Genomic DNA, 15,566 nt, shown 5'->3' with positions numbered 1-15,566 from the left:
ATGATTCTGGACCCAAGCTGGATCAATGCCCTGTTCGCCCCGACGGAGATCGCGGTCGCATCGCCCCGGGCGGGCCTCATCCCGGTGATCCGTCTGGTCGTCGGCCTCTGCCGGCCGGAGCGCTTCGTCGCGCTGGGCACCGGCGGCGGCTGCGGTTTCCTCGCCGCGCTCTCGGCCGCCAAGGCCAGCGGCCTCACGATGCAGGCGACCGCCATCGATGACTGGCCAGGCGATGAGGGCGACGCCGCGATGCACGCCGTCGAGGCCGGCATCGCCGCCATCGGCGCGCCGGCCACCATCATCCGCAAGAACGTCGACGACGCCATTGCCGAAATCGGCGACGCCCGGATCGATCTCCTGCTCCTCAGCGGCTCCCGCGGGCACGAAGCCGCAATGCGCGCCTTCCGGGGCTGGCAGCCCTTGCTGTCGCCGCCCGGCGTCGTGCTGTTGCAGGACATCGCCATCGGAGAGGACGCCTCCGGCGCCCGGCCCTGCTGGGAGGCGCTGTCCGCCGAATTCCCGCATCTCAGCTTCGACCATTCCGGCGGCCTCGGCGTCCTCTTCCCCGGTTCGGAGATTCCCGTCGGCATCCAGCCCTTGCTGGAGCGCTGGACGGCCGATCCCGAATGCGCTGATGCCCTGCGCCTGACCGCGCGTATCGCCGGTCACGCCTTCGGCGCCGCCAGCGGCGTCTGGGACGGCGAGCCGGAAAGCGCATTGCTGCGTCTCGCCCGCGCCGCCGCGCAACCACCGGCGCCGCCGATCGACACCGCGCCGCTCACCGCCGAGATCGCCTCCTTGCGCGCGGCGCTCGCGGCCCAGGATGCCGCCCATATCGACGCGCTGATGATCCAGCAGGAACGCTTCGCCGCCGAACGCGGCGCACAGCTTGCGCGGCTCCGCTCCCTGCGCAAAAATCTGGCCGAGCTGCAGGAGACCGGCGGGCGCATCCGTTCCTCGCGCTTGTGGCCGCTGCTGCGTTTCGTCAGGCCGCTGCGCAAGCGGCTGAAACATCTTGCCCAGGTGACGGAGCGCACCCGGCAGCTCGCCCATGCCGACGCGCCGCCGCTGCGCACCCGGCCCAACCGCAGCCGCTCGGACCTGATGGAGGCCCTGCCCCAGATCGCGCAATCCTTCCGCGAGCACGGCATGCGCCCCGGCCATTGGGTCGCGCCGGAGGTGACGCGGAATTTTCAAAAGCACGGCTTCACCATCGTCGCCAACACCTTCTATGCCGTCACCCCCGACCTCAACGAGCTCGATGACAGCGATTGGCGCGCCGACAAATACGCGGCGGCGTGGAAGACCGTCCCTACCCGGCCGATCGACGAGATGCTCGGCCGGATCGCCGGCTTCTCCCGGGAATTGAGCGGCATCCCGCTCGAGCGGCCCGGCCAGGAGGGCCGCTTCTACTGGAACAATCCGATGTTCTCGGCGCTCGACGCCGCCGCCTATTACGGCATCGTGCGCGGGCTCGAGCCCCAGCGCATCCTCGAAGTGGGCAGCGGCTATTCGACCGCCGTCGCGCTGATGGCCGCCGAACGCTGCGCCCGCCGCATCGAGATCTCCTGCATCGAGCCCTTCCCCTCGCCGTTCCTGCGCAGCCAGCGGCCCCGGCTGCACACGCTGATCGAGCGCAAGATCCAGCATGTCGACCCGCTCTTATTCGAGACGCTGGAACCGGGCGACGTGCTCTTCATCGATTCCAGCCATTGCTCCCATCTCGGCTCCGACCTCAACCTTTTGATGTTCGAATGCCTGCCGCGCCTGAAGCCGGGCATCTATGTGCACTTCCACGATATTTTCCTGCCCTCCGAATATCCCCGCATCTGGCTGGAAGACATCGGCATCATGTGGAACGAGCAATATCTGCTGCTCGCCTTCCTGATGTCGAACAAGAATTTCGAGGTGGTCTGGTCGAGCAGCAACGCCGCCCTGCAGCGGCCCGAGGCGCTGCGCGAAATGTTCGCGCCGCTGCTGCCGGAGGACGCGGCCTTCCTCCGCAATATCGATGCCTATAGCGGCGGCAGCCTCTGGCTCCGCAAGACCGGCTGAGGCCGCGCCATGCCCGGCACGCCCCTCACCATCCTGACCCGGGCAACGCCGCTGCGCAGGCTGATCGACACGCGCGACGGGGCGAACAATAATTTCGACCTCATCCGCCTGATCGCGGCAAGCCTGGTGCTGATCTCGCACGCCTTCCCGCTATCGGGGACGGCGACGCCCGAACCGCTGAGCGCCTGGACGGGCGGCCAAGCCACCTTCGGCGGCGTTGCCGTCTGCATCTTCTTCTTCATCAGCGGCTTTCTGGTCAGCCGGAGCCTGGAGCGGCGGCGCTCGCTGATCGCCTTCGCCACCGCCCGCATCATGCGCATCTTCCCCGGCCTCGCGGTCGTCATCGCCCTCTCGGCCCTGGTGCTGGGACCCCTGACCACCTCGCTCGATCTCACCACCTATTTCGCCCACCGGGGTTTTTCCGGCTATTTCCGCAACATGCTGCTGCAGATGCACTACACGCTGCCCGGCGTCTTCACCAACAACGCGATGCAGGGCGTCAATGGCAGCCTGTGGACGCTGAGCTTTGAAGTCGTGATGTACACCGCCCTGCCGCTGGTGCTCTGGGTCGGCCTGTTCGTCTCGCGCGGCCTGCTGCTCGCCGGCTTCCTCGCCCTGGTCTGCGCGCAGCAATTCTGGATCAAAACGCCGGCCGACGGCCTTTCGGCCTATTACTACATCCATCTCGGCCAGTTCTTCCTCGCCGGCATCATCGCCTATGTCTATCGCGACGCCATCCGGATCAACACGCCGGCCGCCCTGATCTGCCTCGGCGCGGTGATCGCCAGCGCCTCGCTCGGCGGCTTCTGCGCCACGCGGCTGATCGCGGGCAGCTATTTCCTGCTCTGGCTCGCCTATGACGCACCGAAGATCCCCGACCCGATCACCCCTTTCGGCGATCTCTCCTATGGCGTCTACATCTATGCCTTTCCGATGCAGCAATGGATGGCGCACAGCTTCGCCGCCGGCCGAACCTGGGACGGCAATATCGCGCTGGCTTTGCCGCTGACCCTGCTCTGCGCCGCCCTCTCCTGGCAATTCGTCGAGGCGCCGGCCATGCGTGCGCGCGGGTCGATCGCCGCCCTGCTGATCGGCCGCCGCAAGCGCCCCCGGACGGCCTGAAACGCGCCCTCGGCAAATCAGCTTTGCGTCGGCAACCTGCGCTTTCCGCCCGGCGCATTGGACCATAAGATGCCGCCCGAACAGAAGGGTGGTTCGCAGAGCGGGGACCACCGGCAGGGGGGACGATGGCGATGGACGACGATATCCAGCTCGATCTGGTGGTTTTCGGCGGCACCAGCTTCGTCGGGCAGATTCTCTGCCGCAGGCTCGCCGCCACCTTCGGCGTCGACGGCCCGCTGCGCTGGGGCGCCGCCGGCCGCTCGCACCGCAAGCTCCAGGACTTGCGGGCCTCGCTTGGCCCGCATGCCGCCGATCTGCATCTGATCGTCGCCGACGCGACCGACGAAGAAGCGCTCCGCCAGCTTTGCGAGAGCACCAAGGTGGTGGTCTCCACGGTCGGCCCCTTCGCGCTCTACGGCGAGACCCTGGTCAAGGTCTGCGCCGAGACCGGCACCGACTATTGCGACCTCGCCGCCGAAGTGCACTGGATCCGCCGCATGATCGACAGCTACGAGCCCGCCGCGAAAGCATCGGGCGCGCGCATCGTGCATGGCTGCGGCTTCGATTCGATCCCTTCGGACCTGGGCGTCCATTTCCTGCAGCGCCACGCCGAGGAGCGCTTCGGCCGCCCCTGCTCGCAGGTCAAGATGCGGGTCAAGGCCCTGCGCGGCAAAGCCTCGGGCGGCTCCGTCGCCAGCCTGATGAACGTCACCGCCGAGGCCGCCCGCAACCGGGCGCTGCGCCGGGAGCTGGCGAACCCTTACGCCCTGACGCCGCGCGAGGAAGCGCCGGAGACCCGCCAGCCCAGCCTCTCCGGCGTGAAGTTCGACCATGATTTCGGCGGCTGGACGGCGCCCTACGTGATGGCCGGGACGAATACCCGCATCGTCCACCGCACCAACGCGCTGTCCGATTTCGCCTATGGCGAGGATTTCGTCTATGACGAGGCCGTACTGACCGGCCGGGGCGTGCGCGGCCGCCTCGCCGCCTTTGTCATGGCCTCGGCGCTGCGCAGCTTCCTGATCGCGACGGCCTTGCGGCCGACGCGCTGGCTGCTCAAGCGCTACATGGTCCCGGCGCCCGGCGAGGGCCCGAGCCCGGAGGCGCAGAAAAACGGCTTTTACGACCTGCGCTTTCTCGGCACCGGCGATGACGGCGAGGTGCTGCGCGCCAAGCTCGTCGGCGCCGGCGACCCCGGCTACGCCTCGACGTCGAAGATCCTGGCGCATACGGGCGCGCTGCTGGCGCTCGACCTGCCCAAATCCGAAAAGCCCGGCGGCTTCTGGACCCCCGCCACCCTCTTCGGCGACCGCCTGATCGACCTGCTGCACAACCGCGCGGGATTGAAGTTCGAATTGCTGCCGGGGTGAGGTGCTGGGCAAGGCGCTGCCGGTGTGCCCTCTCCCGTTGGCGCTCGCCTCAAGCCTCCGCGATCCGAATGCCGTCGCCCCGGCCGCAGAGCCGGGCCTACTCGCATCTCCGCAAGCACGGTGCCAGGGGTTCCGCCAATGGGTCCCGGTCCGGCCTGACGGTCGCCCGGGACAACGGGATACGCCTCATGCGATACGCGAAAGGAGCCGTCGCCCCACAGAAACAGAAAAGCCCCGGCGGCAGGGGGGTTGCCGCCGGGGCGCGGTCAGGACCGGAGGGGGCAGGTCAGGACCGGGAAAAATAGCCTTCGGGATCGACGGGCTTGGATTCCTTGCGCAGCTCGAAATGAAGCTGCGGCTGGGACACCTTGCCGGTCGCGCCGGCCTTCGAGATGATCTGGCCGCGCTTCACGACATCGCAGCGGCGCACCAAAAGCTCGTCATTATGGGCATAGGCGGTGACGAAGCCGTCGGCGTGGCGGACGAGGACGAGATTGCCGAAGCCGGGCAGCTCGCTGCCGGCATAGGCGACGACGCCGTTCTCGGCGGCCTTCACCGGCGTCCCCTTCGGCACCGAGAAGTCGATGCCGTCATTGAAGGAGCCGTCCTGCTTGGAGCCGAATTTGGCCGTGATGATGCCCTGCACAGGCTCGCGGAAATTCTCGGCGCTGCGGGCCGCCGGGTTGGCGAGCAGGCTTTCGCATTCCTGCCCGCTTGCCGGCTGGGCCTCGGCCGGAGCCCCGCCGCCCTCGACCTCGCGATGCGCGGCAAGGACCGGCTGCGCCTCGTTATTGGCCTGCGGCGCGGGGGCCGGCTCGGGACGCGCTTCGGGGCGCGGCTCAGGGCTCGCGTCATTGGCGGTCTGCGGACGCTCGTCGGCCTTGGCGACACGGCGCTCGCCGCTGCTCGGGGCGCGTTCATTCACCGGCGCGGCCTGCTGCGGAGCCTTCGGCTGGGCCTTGTCCGGCGCGTTCTGCGAGAAGGGAACACGAGGCGCATAGCCTTCCCGCTCATAGCCGCGCGGCGCCGGGCGCTCCTCGCGTCCCTCGTCGCGCTCGCCCTGCTCTTCCCGGCCACGGCTTTCATTGACCTTGCCCTTGGGGATGTGCAGCACCTGGCCCGGATAAAGCGGCGCGGATGAGGGGATGTCGTTGTACTCGGCAAGCTGGCGCGGGCTCAGGCCGCCCCGGCGGGCCACGTCGAGCAAAGTCTCGCCCGGCTTGACGCTGTAGCTGTAATAGGAGCCCTTGGCCTTGGTCTGACGCGGCGCATAGCGCTCCTCGCGGCCAGCGTCACGCGGCTCTTCGCTGCGGCTCGCATAGCGCGGATCGCGCGGCTCGGGGTTCTCGGCACGCCACGGCTTGTCCGCATAGGGACGGGACGGCGGCGCTTCGTAGCGGGCCTGCTCGCGGGGCGGATAGGGCTCCCCGCGACGGGGCTCGTCGCGGCGCGTGTCGGGCTTGCCGGCATAGGGCGACGGCGACCGGTTGTAGCTGTCATAGGAGCTGTAGCGGTCGTCGCGATAAGGCGCCTTGGCGGCAGGCGGCGATTTGCGGTCGTCGTCGGCAATCTCCTCGCGCTCGCGGTCCGCATAGCGCGGCTCGTCCCTCGGCGCGGGCTTGTATTTGCCGGTGGCGGCGGTGTCCTGGCGGCCGCCACGGACGCGAAGGCGCTGGCCGGGGTGGATGGTCGCGCCGTCGAGACGGTTCAGCTCGGCCAACTGGCTGGTGGTCATGCCGTGGCGCTGGGCAATGCTGAACAGCGTGTCGCCGGCCCGGACCACATATTCGCCCTCACCGCCGCCGCTTGCCTGCTCGTAACGCTCAGGGCGCTCCCGGCGCTCGCCGCGCGGATCGGGGCGATAGGGCTGATATTGATCGTAGCGCGACTGATAGGCGGCCCCGCCATCGGAATCGTCGCGATATTCGGAGCCCGCGACGCGCTTGGCGGACTCGTAATTCGCCTTGGCGGCGTAGGGCGCGCTGCCCTGCGCATGCGCCTCGACCGGCTGCATGGCGAAGCTGCCGCCCACCACCGGCGCGATCGTCGGATCGTTGCTGGCATAGCGCGGCAGGGGGCTGGCGCTCGGCGCATCGCCCTGGCCATAGGCGCGTGCCGGACCGCTCGCCAGATCGGCGGGCGGAGCGCCGACGGGAGCGAGGCTGCCGCGCTGCACGGCCGAATCCGGTCCGCTGGCGCCGGTCGCGAAAGCCGCGCGCGGCCCGCGTGCGCCGCCCTGGTTGTCCGGAACGCCGTAGACCGGCTCGGAGGGGATCGGCGCGGTGAGCGTTGCCCGCTTGGCCGTGCTCTTCGTCCCGCTGTCATTGCCGCTGTAATCGAGGCCTTGCGATGCGCACCCCGCCAAAGGCGCCGCAAGAATTATTCCACATACGGACGCAACGCGTTTGATCAACACACGGCGCCGAGACACGAACTCAACAAAAATCATGGCCCACCTCACATCTGAAGCGAGTTTTGCAGGGGGCCGGTTAAAAGATATTTAAAATCGATGCATTTTTGGCACGATGGGGAAACTGCCTATTCGGCGACAAGCGGCACGAAGCGCACCGAAAGCAGGTCGCGGCGCTGCAATCCCTCGCGTGTCTTCTCGATCAGCACCAGACGCTGCGCCCAGAGCCGCCGCCCGACCGGCAGGATCATCCGCCCGCCTTCCCTGAGCTGCGCGACCAGCGCCTCCGGCACGGTCGGCGCGGCGGCGGTAACGATGATGCGGTCGAACAATCTCGGCTCCGGCCAGCCCTTGCTGCCGTCGCCGAGCGACGTGGTGATGTTGCCGATGCCGAGCGTCTGGAAGCGCCGGCGCGCCTCGGCATGAAGCTCGGCGTGCCGCTCGATGGTGTAGACATGGCGGCACAGCCGCGCCAGCACCGCCGCCTGATAGCCCGAGCCGGTGCCGATTTCGAGCACGTCGTCCCCCGGCTCCGGTGCCAGCTTCTCCGTCATGTAGCCGACGACGAAGGGCTGCGAGATGGTCTGGCCGCAATCGATGGGCAGCGCGATGTCGAGATAGGCGGAGGCCGACTGCACCGGGCCGACGAAGATTTCGCGCGGCGTATTGGCGATGGCGTCCAGCACCCGCGGATCCGTTACCCCGCGCTCGGCCAGCCGCTCGGCCAAGTCCTCACCGCGATCGAGGTCGATTTCCATGCTGGCCTCCAGCCGACATGCGCGTGACGGCGCGCTCCCAGGGCCTTAACTGCCGAGATCGAGCATCAGTTTCCGGCAGCTCTCGATATGCGTCAGATTAAATGCAAGGGCGTTACCGAAATCCGCCCTTCGCCAGCGTCCACGGATCGGCGCCCTTTTCCAGCCCAGCGCGCCGAGAGGCCGCCCCCCTTAACCCACCCGCCTATCGGCGGGAGCCCTCTCCCTCGAGGGGAGAGGGTAAGTGGCGCAAGCGGCGACTCTGTAACTCCCATCTGGCACTGCATAGTCCTCTCCCCTTGTGGGAGAGGGCGGGCGCGTTAGCGACCGGGTGAGGGGCGCTACAGCCTCAACACAATCACCGCCCGCCCGCGATAATTTCCAACCCGCCCATATAGGGCACCAGAACGTCGGGTATGCGAATGCTGCCATCGGCCTGCTGATAATTCTCCAGCACGGCGACCAGCGTCCGCCCGACCGCCAGGCCGGAGCCGTTCAGTGTGTGGACGAAGCGCAGATCCTTGCCGCCCTCAGGACGGTAGCGGGCATTCATACGCCTCGCCTGGAAATCCCCGCAATTGGAACAGCTCGAAATCTCGCGATAGGCGTTCTGCCCCGGCAGCCAGACCTCCAGATCATAGGTCTTGCGCGCCGAAAAGCCCATGTCCCCGGTCGCCAGCACGATGACGCGGTAGGGCAGCCCGAGGCGCTTCAGCACTTCCTCGGCGCAGTTGGTCATGCGCTCCTGCTCGGCATCGGACGCCTCCGGCGTGGTGATGCTGACCAGCTCGACCTTGGCGAATTGATGCAGCCGGATCATGCCGCGCGTGTCGCGCCCGGCCGAGCCGGCCTCGGAGCGGAAGCTGGGCGTATGCGCGGTATAGCGCAGCGGCAACGCCGCCGGATCGACGATGGCCTCGCGCACGAGATTAGTGAGCGGCACTTCGGCAGTCGGGATCAGGCCGCGCCGGTTCTTGCTCATCTCGGCCCGCAGCATTTGCCAGACGAAGGAAAGCTGCGTCCTGAGGTCGAAATCATGCGAAAAGCCGGGCTGCTGGCTGACCGCGTCCAGCTCGTCGCTCGAGAGCGGGAAGCCGCTGGTGAAGAAGAGATCGTCCTCGAATTTGGGCAATTGGCCGGTGCCGAACAGCGCGGCATCGCGCACCAGCAGCGGCGGGTTGATCTCCTGATAGCCGAACTCGGTCGTATGCAGGTCGAGCATGAAGGCGGCAAGCGCCCGCTCCAGCCGCGCCAGCGCGCCTTTCAGCACGACGAAACGGCTGCCCGAGATCTTGGCCGCCGTCTCGAAATCCATCAGGCCGAGCGCTTCGCCGAGCTCGAAATGCTGCTTCGGCTCGAAGGCGAATTTGCCCGGCTTGCCCCATTTGCGCAGCTCGGCATTGGCGCTCTCATCGCCAACCGGCACGTCTTCGGCCGGCAGATTGGGAATGCCGGCCAGCACGGCGTCGAGCTTGGCCGAGATGTCCTTGTCGCGCGCCTCGCCGGCCGCAATCGCGTCCTTCAGCGCGCCGATCTCGGCCATCAGCTTTTGCGCCTCGTCCTCGCGCTTGGCCGCCTTGGCCTTGCCGACATCCTTGGAAATCTGATTGCGCCGGCTCTGGGCCTCCTGCAGCGCGGTGACCGCCTGCCGGCGTTCCCCATCCAGCGCCAGGATCGAGGAGGACAGCGGCGCCAGCCCACGCTTTTTCAGAGCCTCGTCGAAGCCTTCAGGATTGTCCCGGATCAGTTTCAGATCGAGCACGGCGGCACACTCGCGGATGGATGGTGGAACGGGCGGGGCCCGCCCGTCTCTATAGGACGCGCGCCGCGTCCCGTCCATAGTTTGAGACGGGAGGGCGGCGGCGGCGCACAGAAAGAGCCGTGCCCTTAGGTGCCGGCGTCCGGCGGGTTCTCGGCCGCGCGCTTCTTCTCCATCATCGTGATGACGATGATCGAGCCCTCATAGAGCATGATGGTCGGGATCGCCATGCAGATCTGGCTGATGGGATCGGGCGGCGTCAGGACGGCGGCGACCAGGAAGGCGAGCACGATGGCGTAGCGCCGCTTGTCCTTCAGATCCTGCGCCGAGATGAAGCCGGCGCGGGCGAGCAGCGTCAGCACGACGGGCAATTGGAAGCAGATGCCGAAGCCGAGGATCAGCGTCATGATCAGCGACAGATATTCGCTCACGCGCGCCGTCAGCTCGATATGCACCGGCCCATCGGTCTGCTGCATGGAGAGGAAGAACTTCATCGCCAGCGGCATGATCATGAAATAGACCAGCATGCCGCCGAGGATGAACAGCACGGGCGTCGCGATCAGATAGGGCAGGAAGGCCTTGCGCTCGTTCTTATAGAGGCCCGGCGCGACGAACATATAGATCTGCGAGGCGATGATCGGGAAGGCGAGGAAGACCGCGCCGAACAGGGCGAGACGCAGTTGCGTGAAGAAGAATTCCTGCGGCGCCGTATAGATCATCGAAATCGGCACATCCCCGCCGACCGCCCAGCGATAAGGCAGCACGAGGATGTTGTAGATGTCCTTGGCGAAGAAGATGCAAATGACGAAGGCGACGGTCACGCCCGCGATGGCCCAGATCAGGCGCGTGCGCAATTCGATCAGATGATCGAGCAGGGGGGCTTTTGAGGCGTCGATGTCGTCGGTTGTCACGGGAGGGCCCTCGCCTCGGTCAGCTGGTGGGGCGGTGTTCGCCATTGGCGCGGACCTCATGGTCGACGCCATTGCCGTTCAGCTCCTTCGCTGCCGGGGCAGCCGCGGGCTGTTCGGCCGGCTTTGGCTGGGGCTGCGCCGGGGTGGCGGCGGCCGGAGAGGTAGCAGTATCGCTGCGCGGCGGCAAGGGCGGAGGCGGCGGCAGATCGTCGTTGAACGGGTCGCGCTCGGGAATGGCGGGCGTACTTGGCGTGGCGGCGGGGCCGGCGATGGAATTCACGCTGCTATTGATGTCGCGGGAGGCCTCTTCGATGGTGTCGCGGATCTGGCTCAGCGGATTGTGGTGGCGCAAAGCCTGCATCTCGCGCTGGAGATCCTCCGCGCCCGCTTCACGCACGGCGTCGTCGAAATGTTTGCGGAACTCGTCGGCCGAGCGGCGCAGCTTGCCGACCATGCGGCCGACCGTGCGCAGCAGCGCGGGCAACTCTTTCGGGCCGACGACCAGAATTGCGACGATCGCGACAATCAGCAATTCCGACCAGGCAATTTCAAACATCGCAGATCAGACTTTCCACGAAAGGTAATAGGGCGATCGCAACCACCCTGGAACAGAAGCCGGGCTCAAGCCTGCGCCGCGCGCGGGGTGTCCCGGGCGCCGGCCTTGGCGTCGATCGTCGCGGCGGCACGGTCCTCGATGGCCTTTTGATCGGCATCGGCCGTTGCGTCATCGCTCATGCCGCGCTTGAAGCTCTTGATGCCCTTGGCGATGTCGCCCATCACGTCCGAAATCCTGCCGCGGCCGAAAAGAGCGAAAATCAGGAACGCAACGATGAGGAGCTTGAACCAAGTCGGAGCCATTTTGCCTAACACTCGCGCTATCATAGGGGCGGCTGAACCAAGGCAACTTACGCTCAATATGGGCCTGCCGCAAGCAATGCGCAACCGGGGCGCGGGCCTTGGACCTACGTCCCGTTTCGGCCCGGTACCGCCACGTTTACGCCTGTTGGGCTTGCTTCGGGAACATCAGCACCTGCTCGGCATCGGCCCGGATGCAGAGTTCAGCCCCTTGCGCGGGGATCGCGGCGCCTTGCAGCCTGACCACGAGCGAGGTCTCCAGCCCCTGGACGCAGAGTTCGACATGGGCTTCCGAGCCCAGGGGGCGCGCCTCCAGCACGCGGGCCGGGGTGCCTGAATTGGCGGCGCACAGCTCGATGGCGCGCGGGCGGACGCAGAGTGTGACCTCGCCTTCGAAACCGGCAGGGGCGCGGAAACGCCCGAGCGGCCCGACCGCCCAGCCGGAAATCACCCGGCATGGCACCAGGTTCATCTCGGAGAACGTCTCGGCGACGTAGATGTCGGCCGGGCGCTGGTACAGCTCCTCGACGCTTCCCGCCTGCACCAGCCGCCCCGCGCGCATCACCGCGACCCGGTCGGCGATGCGCATGGCTTCCTCGGCGTCGTGGGTGACGATGATCGCCGTCGCGCCGACTTCGCGCAGGATGGCGAGCGTTTCGTTACGGACAGCGTGGCGCAAGCGGCTGTCGAGGCCGGAGAAGGGTTCATCCATCAGCATGACGCCCGGGCGCGGCACGATCGCGCGGGCGAGCGCCACGCGCTGCTGCTGGCCGCCCGAGAGCATATGCGGGTAGCTGTCGGCGTAATCGGCAAGGCCCATGCGGGCAAGCGCGGCAAGCGCCTCCTTGCGCGCGGTCTCGCGGCCGAGGCGTTTCAGGCCGAAAGCGACATTGTCGATGACGCGCAGATGCGGGAACAGGGCGAAGTCCTGGAACATCAGCCCGACGCCGCGCTCCTCCGGCGGCATGAAGAATTTTGGCGAGGCGACCTCGAAATCGCCGATGGCGATACGGCCGGCGTCCAGCCGCTCGACGCCGGCGATCAGGCGCAGAAGCGTGGACTTGCCGCAGCCGGAGGGGCCGAGCAGGCAGACGATCTCGCCCGGCGCAATCTCGAGGCTGAAATCGCTGACCGCAGCGCGCGCGCCGAAAGTCTTGCAGACGGCGGCAAGCGAAACGCCGGCCGCAATGGTCGCGGCGGCTTTGCGGCGCCTGTCCCAATAGGACATGCCGGCAGCTCCGCTGTGAGCCGCAATCGGCTCGTTCCGCCGGAACAACGCCACGCAAATCCTCTCCGGACGATCAAGAAATCCACCGTAATCCCCGCGAAGGCGGGGATCCAGTACGCCGCAGCACTGGATCATCGGCAAAGCGCAACGGAGCGTTCGCCCTTTACCGGATCCCCGCCTTCGCGGGGATTACGAAAAGTGAGGCTGCTCCGCTCAATCACGCTCCAAGTGTAGTTTTATCAGCCTTGCCCTTGTCTTAAAAGATTGAAGGGATGGTTGCGGAAATGCAGTCCGACATCCTCCTCCGGCACATCGGGCTCGATCACCAAAGGCTCCTCCGCCGCTTCCTCCTCGGCCTCGTCGGCCGGCTCGCTGCCGTCGAGCGGCTCCTCGTCTGGGGCGAGCATCGGCGAGTCGTTCGGCTCGGGCACCGAGAAGCCGGGCGGCAGGTTGCTGTCCAGGAGGCCGGCGCCCTTCAGCTCGCTGAGGCCGGGCAGGTCCTTGACGCTGTCGAAGCCGAAATGCTCGAGGAAAATGTCCGTCGTGCCGTAAGTGACGGGGCGGCCGGGCGCGCGGCGGCGGCCGCGCAAGCGGATCCAGCCCATTTCGAGCAGTACGTCGACCGTGCCCTTCGAGGTCGAGACGCCCCGGATCTCCTCGATCTCGGCCCGCGTCACCGGCTGGTGATAGGCGATGATGGCGAGCGTCTCCAGCGCGGCCTTGGACAGGCGGCGCGGCTCGACCGAATGGCGCTCCAGGATGAAGGCGAGATCCGGCGCGGTGCGGAAGGCCCATTTGCCGGCGATGCGCATCAGATTGACGCCGCGCCCGGCATAGAGGTTCTGTAGCTCCTGCAGCAGAGCGGCGATGTCGTCCTTGCCGGTGAAATATTCGGTCAGCGCGCTCTCATCCATCGGCTCGCGCGCGGCGAATAGCACGGCTTCCAGCACGCGCAGCTTCTCCCAGCGGTCGGCGGAGGGCAGCCGGGACATATTCGCCGCAAGCTGGTGGGCGGGCGGCGGCTCGCGCGCGGGAAGCGGCAGGCGTCCCTGGACGGGATCGGTCTTATCATTCTCTGACATGTCACATATTCCATGGAGGCCCAGGCTCGGGACGCGCCCCGCCGCAGCCGCGAAGTCAAATAACGAACGCTAACCGATAGATGTAGTTTCGCTCTCGGCGCCCTGGGAGGGCTTCGGCTTCAGCCAGCGGATATAAATCGGCGCAAAAGCCTGCGCCTGGCGGATTTCGGTAAAGCCTTCGCGCGTCAATTCGAGTGTCGCGCCGAAGGAGGAGGCGATCGCAGTCTTGCTGACCTCGGGGTCCGGCAGATATTCCTCGATATAGCTGTCGAGGATCGACCAGTTGATGGTCATGCCGAACAGTCTTTGCATCCGCTCGCGCGCCTCGCGGATCGACCAGACCTTGCGGCCCCCCATCTTTACTGGCGCCACCTGCGCGTTGCGGCCGCGCTGCTCTGCATAGGCTTTCAAGAGGTCGTAGACGCTCGCCCAATAATCGCTCTTGCGCACGGTGCGGATGCCTTCCGGCTCGCCGCGCGCGAAAAAGTCGAGGCCCTGCTGGGCCCGGTTGAAGATGCGGGCGACGGCGTCGCGCATGGCCTCCAGGCGCTTGAGCCGGAAAGCCAGGTGCAGGGCCATTTCCTGGCCGCTCGGGCCCTCATCCTGCTTCTCCTCCACCGGCAGCAGCAGCTTGGATTTCAGAAAGGCCAGCCAGGCGGCGGTGACGAGATAATCGGCGGCGATTTCGAGGCGCAGCGCCCGGGCTTCGGCGATGAACTGCAGATATTGCTCGGCCAGCTCCAGGATCGAAATCTTGGCCAGATCAACCTTTTGCGTGCGCGCCAAGTTTAAGAGCAGATCCAGCGGGCCTTCGAAACCGTCGAGCGAAACATGCATCCGCTCGGCGGCGGACATCTCGTCGAAGGGGACCACATTATCGAAGTCGCCGCCGCCCGCAGACGCGGCGCGCGGCTCGTCAACCTGCTCTGGATTGGGCTTTGTCTGGCGCGCGTTCATGCCGATTCTGAAGCAAAAGAGATTAAAATCCCTAGCATCATCGCTGATTCACGCGATTTCGCCTACAACTTCGCTGAGAAGAATTTCAGCGCGCGCAACGTCGAAAGGTTGTGGCTCGGTCAGGCGGTCGAGGGCGGCATCGAAACGGCGCATGGCCTCGCCGCCGAGCTCCGGGGCGACGGCGGCGACGGCCTGCATCTCCTGCATGTCGCCGCCGCAATGCAGGGCGACGTCGCAGCCGGCGGCGAGCACGGCGCGGGCGCGCTCGGTCATATCGCCGGACAGCGCGTGCATGCCGAGATCGTCGCACATCAAAAGGCCGTCGAAGCCGATCTCGCCGCGGATGATATCCGCGATGACGATGGGCGAGGCGCTGGCGGGCCGGTCGGGGTCGATGTCGGAGATGACGATATGGGCGGTCATGCCGAGCGGCATGTCGCGCAAGGCATGGAAGGGCGCGAAATCGGTGCGGCTGAGTTCGGCGCGCGACGCCTTGATGACCGGCAGCGATTTGTGGCTGTCGACCTCGGCGCGGCCATGGCCTGGGATGTGCTTGATGACCGGCAACACGCCGCTTTCGAGATAGCCCTCGGCGACGGCCCGGCCGAGCGCCGTCACGTCCGCGACCGCCGCGCCATAGGCCCGGTCGCCGATCACGTCGTGCGCGCCGGGGGCGGGCACGTCGAGCACGGGCGCGCAATTGACGTTGATGCCGAGGCTCAGCAGATCGCGGGCGATCATACGCGCGCCGAGGCGGGCCGCTTCCAGCGCCTTCTCAGGGTCGGCGGCATGCATGTCGCCAAAACGGCGGCCGGCGGGATAGCGCCGCCAGTTCGGCGGGGCGAGCCGCTGCACACGGCCGCCTTCCTGGTCGATCAGCACCAGCGCACGCTCGTCGCCGACCGCTTCGAGGAAGTCGCCGACGAGCCGCCGGATCTGGTCGGCGTCGCCGCAATTGCGCTTGAAGAGGATCAGGCCGCAGGGGCGGGCGTCCCGGAAGAAGCCCAATTCCCCAGCCGTCAGGCTGAGGCCCTCGCAGCCGCTGATGAAAGCCCGCAAACC

Annotated in this window: 13 protein-coding genes; 3 read left to right on the top strand and 10 right to left on the bottom strand. The window is 67.1% G+C overall.

The window, feature by feature from the left end:
• From BLEFHOIH_RS11435 to BLEFHOIH_RS11425, 3 genes are all read left to right on the top strand, one after another.
• A complete protein-coding gene (locus BLEFHOIH_RS11435; RefSeq protein WP_088345494.1) occupies positions 1 to 2,055 on the top strand; it encodes a class I SAM-dependent methyltransferase in 2,055 nt (684 codons plus the stop codon).
• A gap of 9 nt (positions 2,056 to 2,064) precedes the next feature.
• Complete coding sequence (locus BLEFHOIH_RS11430) at positions 2,065 to 3,177, top strand: acyltransferase (protein ID WP_088345492.1); 1,113 nt, start codon at positions 2,065 to 2,067, stop codon at positions 3,175 to 3,177.
• 131 nt (positions 3,178 to 3,308) lie between these two features.
• The gene (locus tag BLEFHOIH_RS11425; protein WP_210191707.1) at positions 3,309 to 4,547 is read left to right on the top strand and encodes a saccharopine dehydrogenase NADP-binding domain-containing protein; all 1,239 of its coding nucleotides are present in this window, start codon (positions 3,309 to 3,311) and stop codon (positions 4,545 to 4,547) included.
• Between the two features lie 286 nt (positions 4,548 to 4,833).
• Here BLEFHOIH_RS11425 and BLEFHOIH_RS11420 read toward each other — a convergent pair whose 3' ends face one another.
• The 10 genes from BLEFHOIH_RS11420 to nagZ all read right to left on the bottom strand — a co-directional run bounded on the left by BLEFHOIH_RS11420 (position 4,834) and on the right by nagZ (position 15,563).
• Positions 4,834 to 6,912, bottom strand: coding sequence for a peptidoglycan DD-metalloendopeptidase family protein (locus BLEFHOIH_RS11420; RefSeq protein ID WP_170937112.1), 2,079 nt, complete (start codon positions 6,910 to 6,912; stop codon positions 4,834 to 4,836).
• A 173-nt stretch (positions 6,913 to 7,085) separates the two neighbouring features.
• A complete protein-coding gene (locus BLEFHOIH_RS11415) occupies positions 7,086 to 7,715 on the bottom strand; it encodes a protein-L-isoaspartate(D-aspartate) O-methyltransferase (RefSeq protein ID WP_088345486.1) in 630 nt (209 codons plus the stop codon).
• A gap of 355 nt (positions 7,716 to 8,070) precedes the next feature.
• Positions 8,071 to 9,474: a serine--tRNA ligase gene (serS, locus tag BLEFHOIH_RS11410; RefSeq protein ID WP_210191708.1), complete on the bottom strand. Its 1,404-nt coding sequence runs from the start codon at positions 9,472 to 9,474 to the stop codon at positions 8,071 to 8,073.
• Between the two features lie 125 nt (positions 9,475 to 9,599).
• Positions 9,600 to 10,382, bottom strand: coding sequence for a twin-arginine translocase subunit TatC (tatC, locus tag BLEFHOIH_RS11405; protein ID WP_088345482.1), 783 nt, complete (start codon positions 10,380 to 10,382; stop codon positions 9,600 to 9,602).
• A gap of 19 nt (positions 10,383 to 10,401) precedes the next feature.
• Positions 10,402 to 10,938 (bottom strand): Sec-independent protein translocase protein TatB, encoded by a 537-nt coding sequence (gene tatB, locus BLEFHOIH_RS11400; RefSeq protein WP_088345480.1) that lies wholly within the window; start codon positions 10,936 to 10,938, stop codon positions 10,402 to 10,404.
• 65 nt (positions 10,939 to 11,003) lie between these two features.
• Positions 11,004 to 11,159, bottom strand: coding sequence for a hypothetical protein (locus tag BLEFHOIH_RS11395; protein WP_348626045.1), 156 nt, complete (start codon positions 11,157 to 11,159; stop codon positions 11,004 to 11,006).
• 217 nt (positions 11,160 to 11,376) lie between these two features.
• The gene (locus BLEFHOIH_RS11390) at positions 11,377 to 12,465 is read right to left on the bottom strand and encodes an ABC transporter ATP-binding protein (protein WP_088345476.1); all 1,089 of its coding nucleotides are present in this window, start codon (positions 12,463 to 12,465) and stop codon (positions 11,377 to 11,379) included.
• 239 nt (positions 12,466 to 12,704) lie between these two features.
• The gene (scpB, locus tag BLEFHOIH_RS11385) at positions 12,705 to 13,547 is read right to left on the bottom strand and encodes an SMC-Scp complex subunit ScpB (protein WP_088345474.1); all 843 of its coding nucleotides are present in this window, start codon (positions 13,545 to 13,547) and stop codon (positions 12,705 to 12,707) included.
• Between the two features lie 69 nt (positions 13,548 to 13,616).
• A complete protein-coding gene (locus tag BLEFHOIH_RS11380; RefSeq protein ID WP_088345848.1) occupies positions 13,617 to 14,402 on the bottom strand; it encodes a ScpA family protein in 786 nt (261 codons plus the stop codon).
• A 150-nt stretch (positions 14,403 to 14,552) separates the two neighbouring features.
• On the bottom strand, positions 14,553 to 15,563 hold the full coding sequence (gene nagZ, locus BLEFHOIH_RS11375; protein ID WP_210191710.1) for a beta-N-acetylhexosaminidase: 1,011 nt from the start codon (positions 15,561 to 15,563) through the stop codon (positions 14,553 to 14,555).
• Positions 15,564 to 15,566: the final 3 nt, after the last annotated feature.

Origin of the sequence: Rhodomicrobium sp. R_RK_3, assembly GCF_002198715.1 — a bacterium.
GTDB lineage: Bacteria > Pseudomonadota > Alphaproteobacteria > Rhizobiales > Rhodomicrobiaceae > R-RK-3.
Note: the sequence above shows the minus strand (reverse complement) of the source record. Positions and strands in the feature narration are given on the sequence as shown.

Coding starts and splice junctions, on each gene's coding strand:
- BLEFHOIH_RS11435 (WP_088345494.1), top strand. CDS start 1: ATGATTCTGGACCCAAGCTGGATCAATGCCCTGTTCGCCCCGACGGAG.
- BLEFHOIH_RS11430 (WP_088345492.1), top strand. CDS start 2,065: ATGCCCGGCACGCCCCTCACCATCCTGACCCGGGCAACGCCGCTGCGC.
- BLEFHOIH_RS11425 (WP_210191707.1), top strand. CDS start 3,309: ATGGACGACGATATCCAGCTCGATCTGGTGGTTTTCGGCGGCACCAGC.
- BLEFHOIH_RS11415 (WP_088345486.1), bottom strand. CDS start 7,715: ATGGAAATCGACCTCGATCGCGGTGAGGACTTGGCCGAGCGGCTGGCC.
- tatB (WP_088345480.1), bottom strand. CDS start 10,938: ATGTTTGAAATTGCCTGGTCGGAATTGCTGATTGTCGCGATCGTCGCA.
- BLEFHOIH_RS11395 (WP_348626045.1), bottom strand. CDS start 11,159: ATGGGCGACATCGCCAAGGGCATCAAGAGCTTCAAGCGCGGCATGAGC.
- BLEFHOIH_RS11390 (WP_088345476.1), bottom strand. CDS start 12,465: ATGTCCTATTGGGACAGGCGCCGCAAAGCCGCCGCGACCATTGCGGCC.
- scpB (WP_088345474.1), bottom strand. CDS start 13,547: ATGTCAGAGAATGATAAGACCGATCCCGTCCAGGGACGCCTGCCGCTT.
- BLEFHOIH_RS11380 (WP_088345848.1), bottom strand. CDS start 14,402: ATGTCCGCCGCCGAGCGGATGCATGTTTCGCTCGACGGTTTCGAAGGC.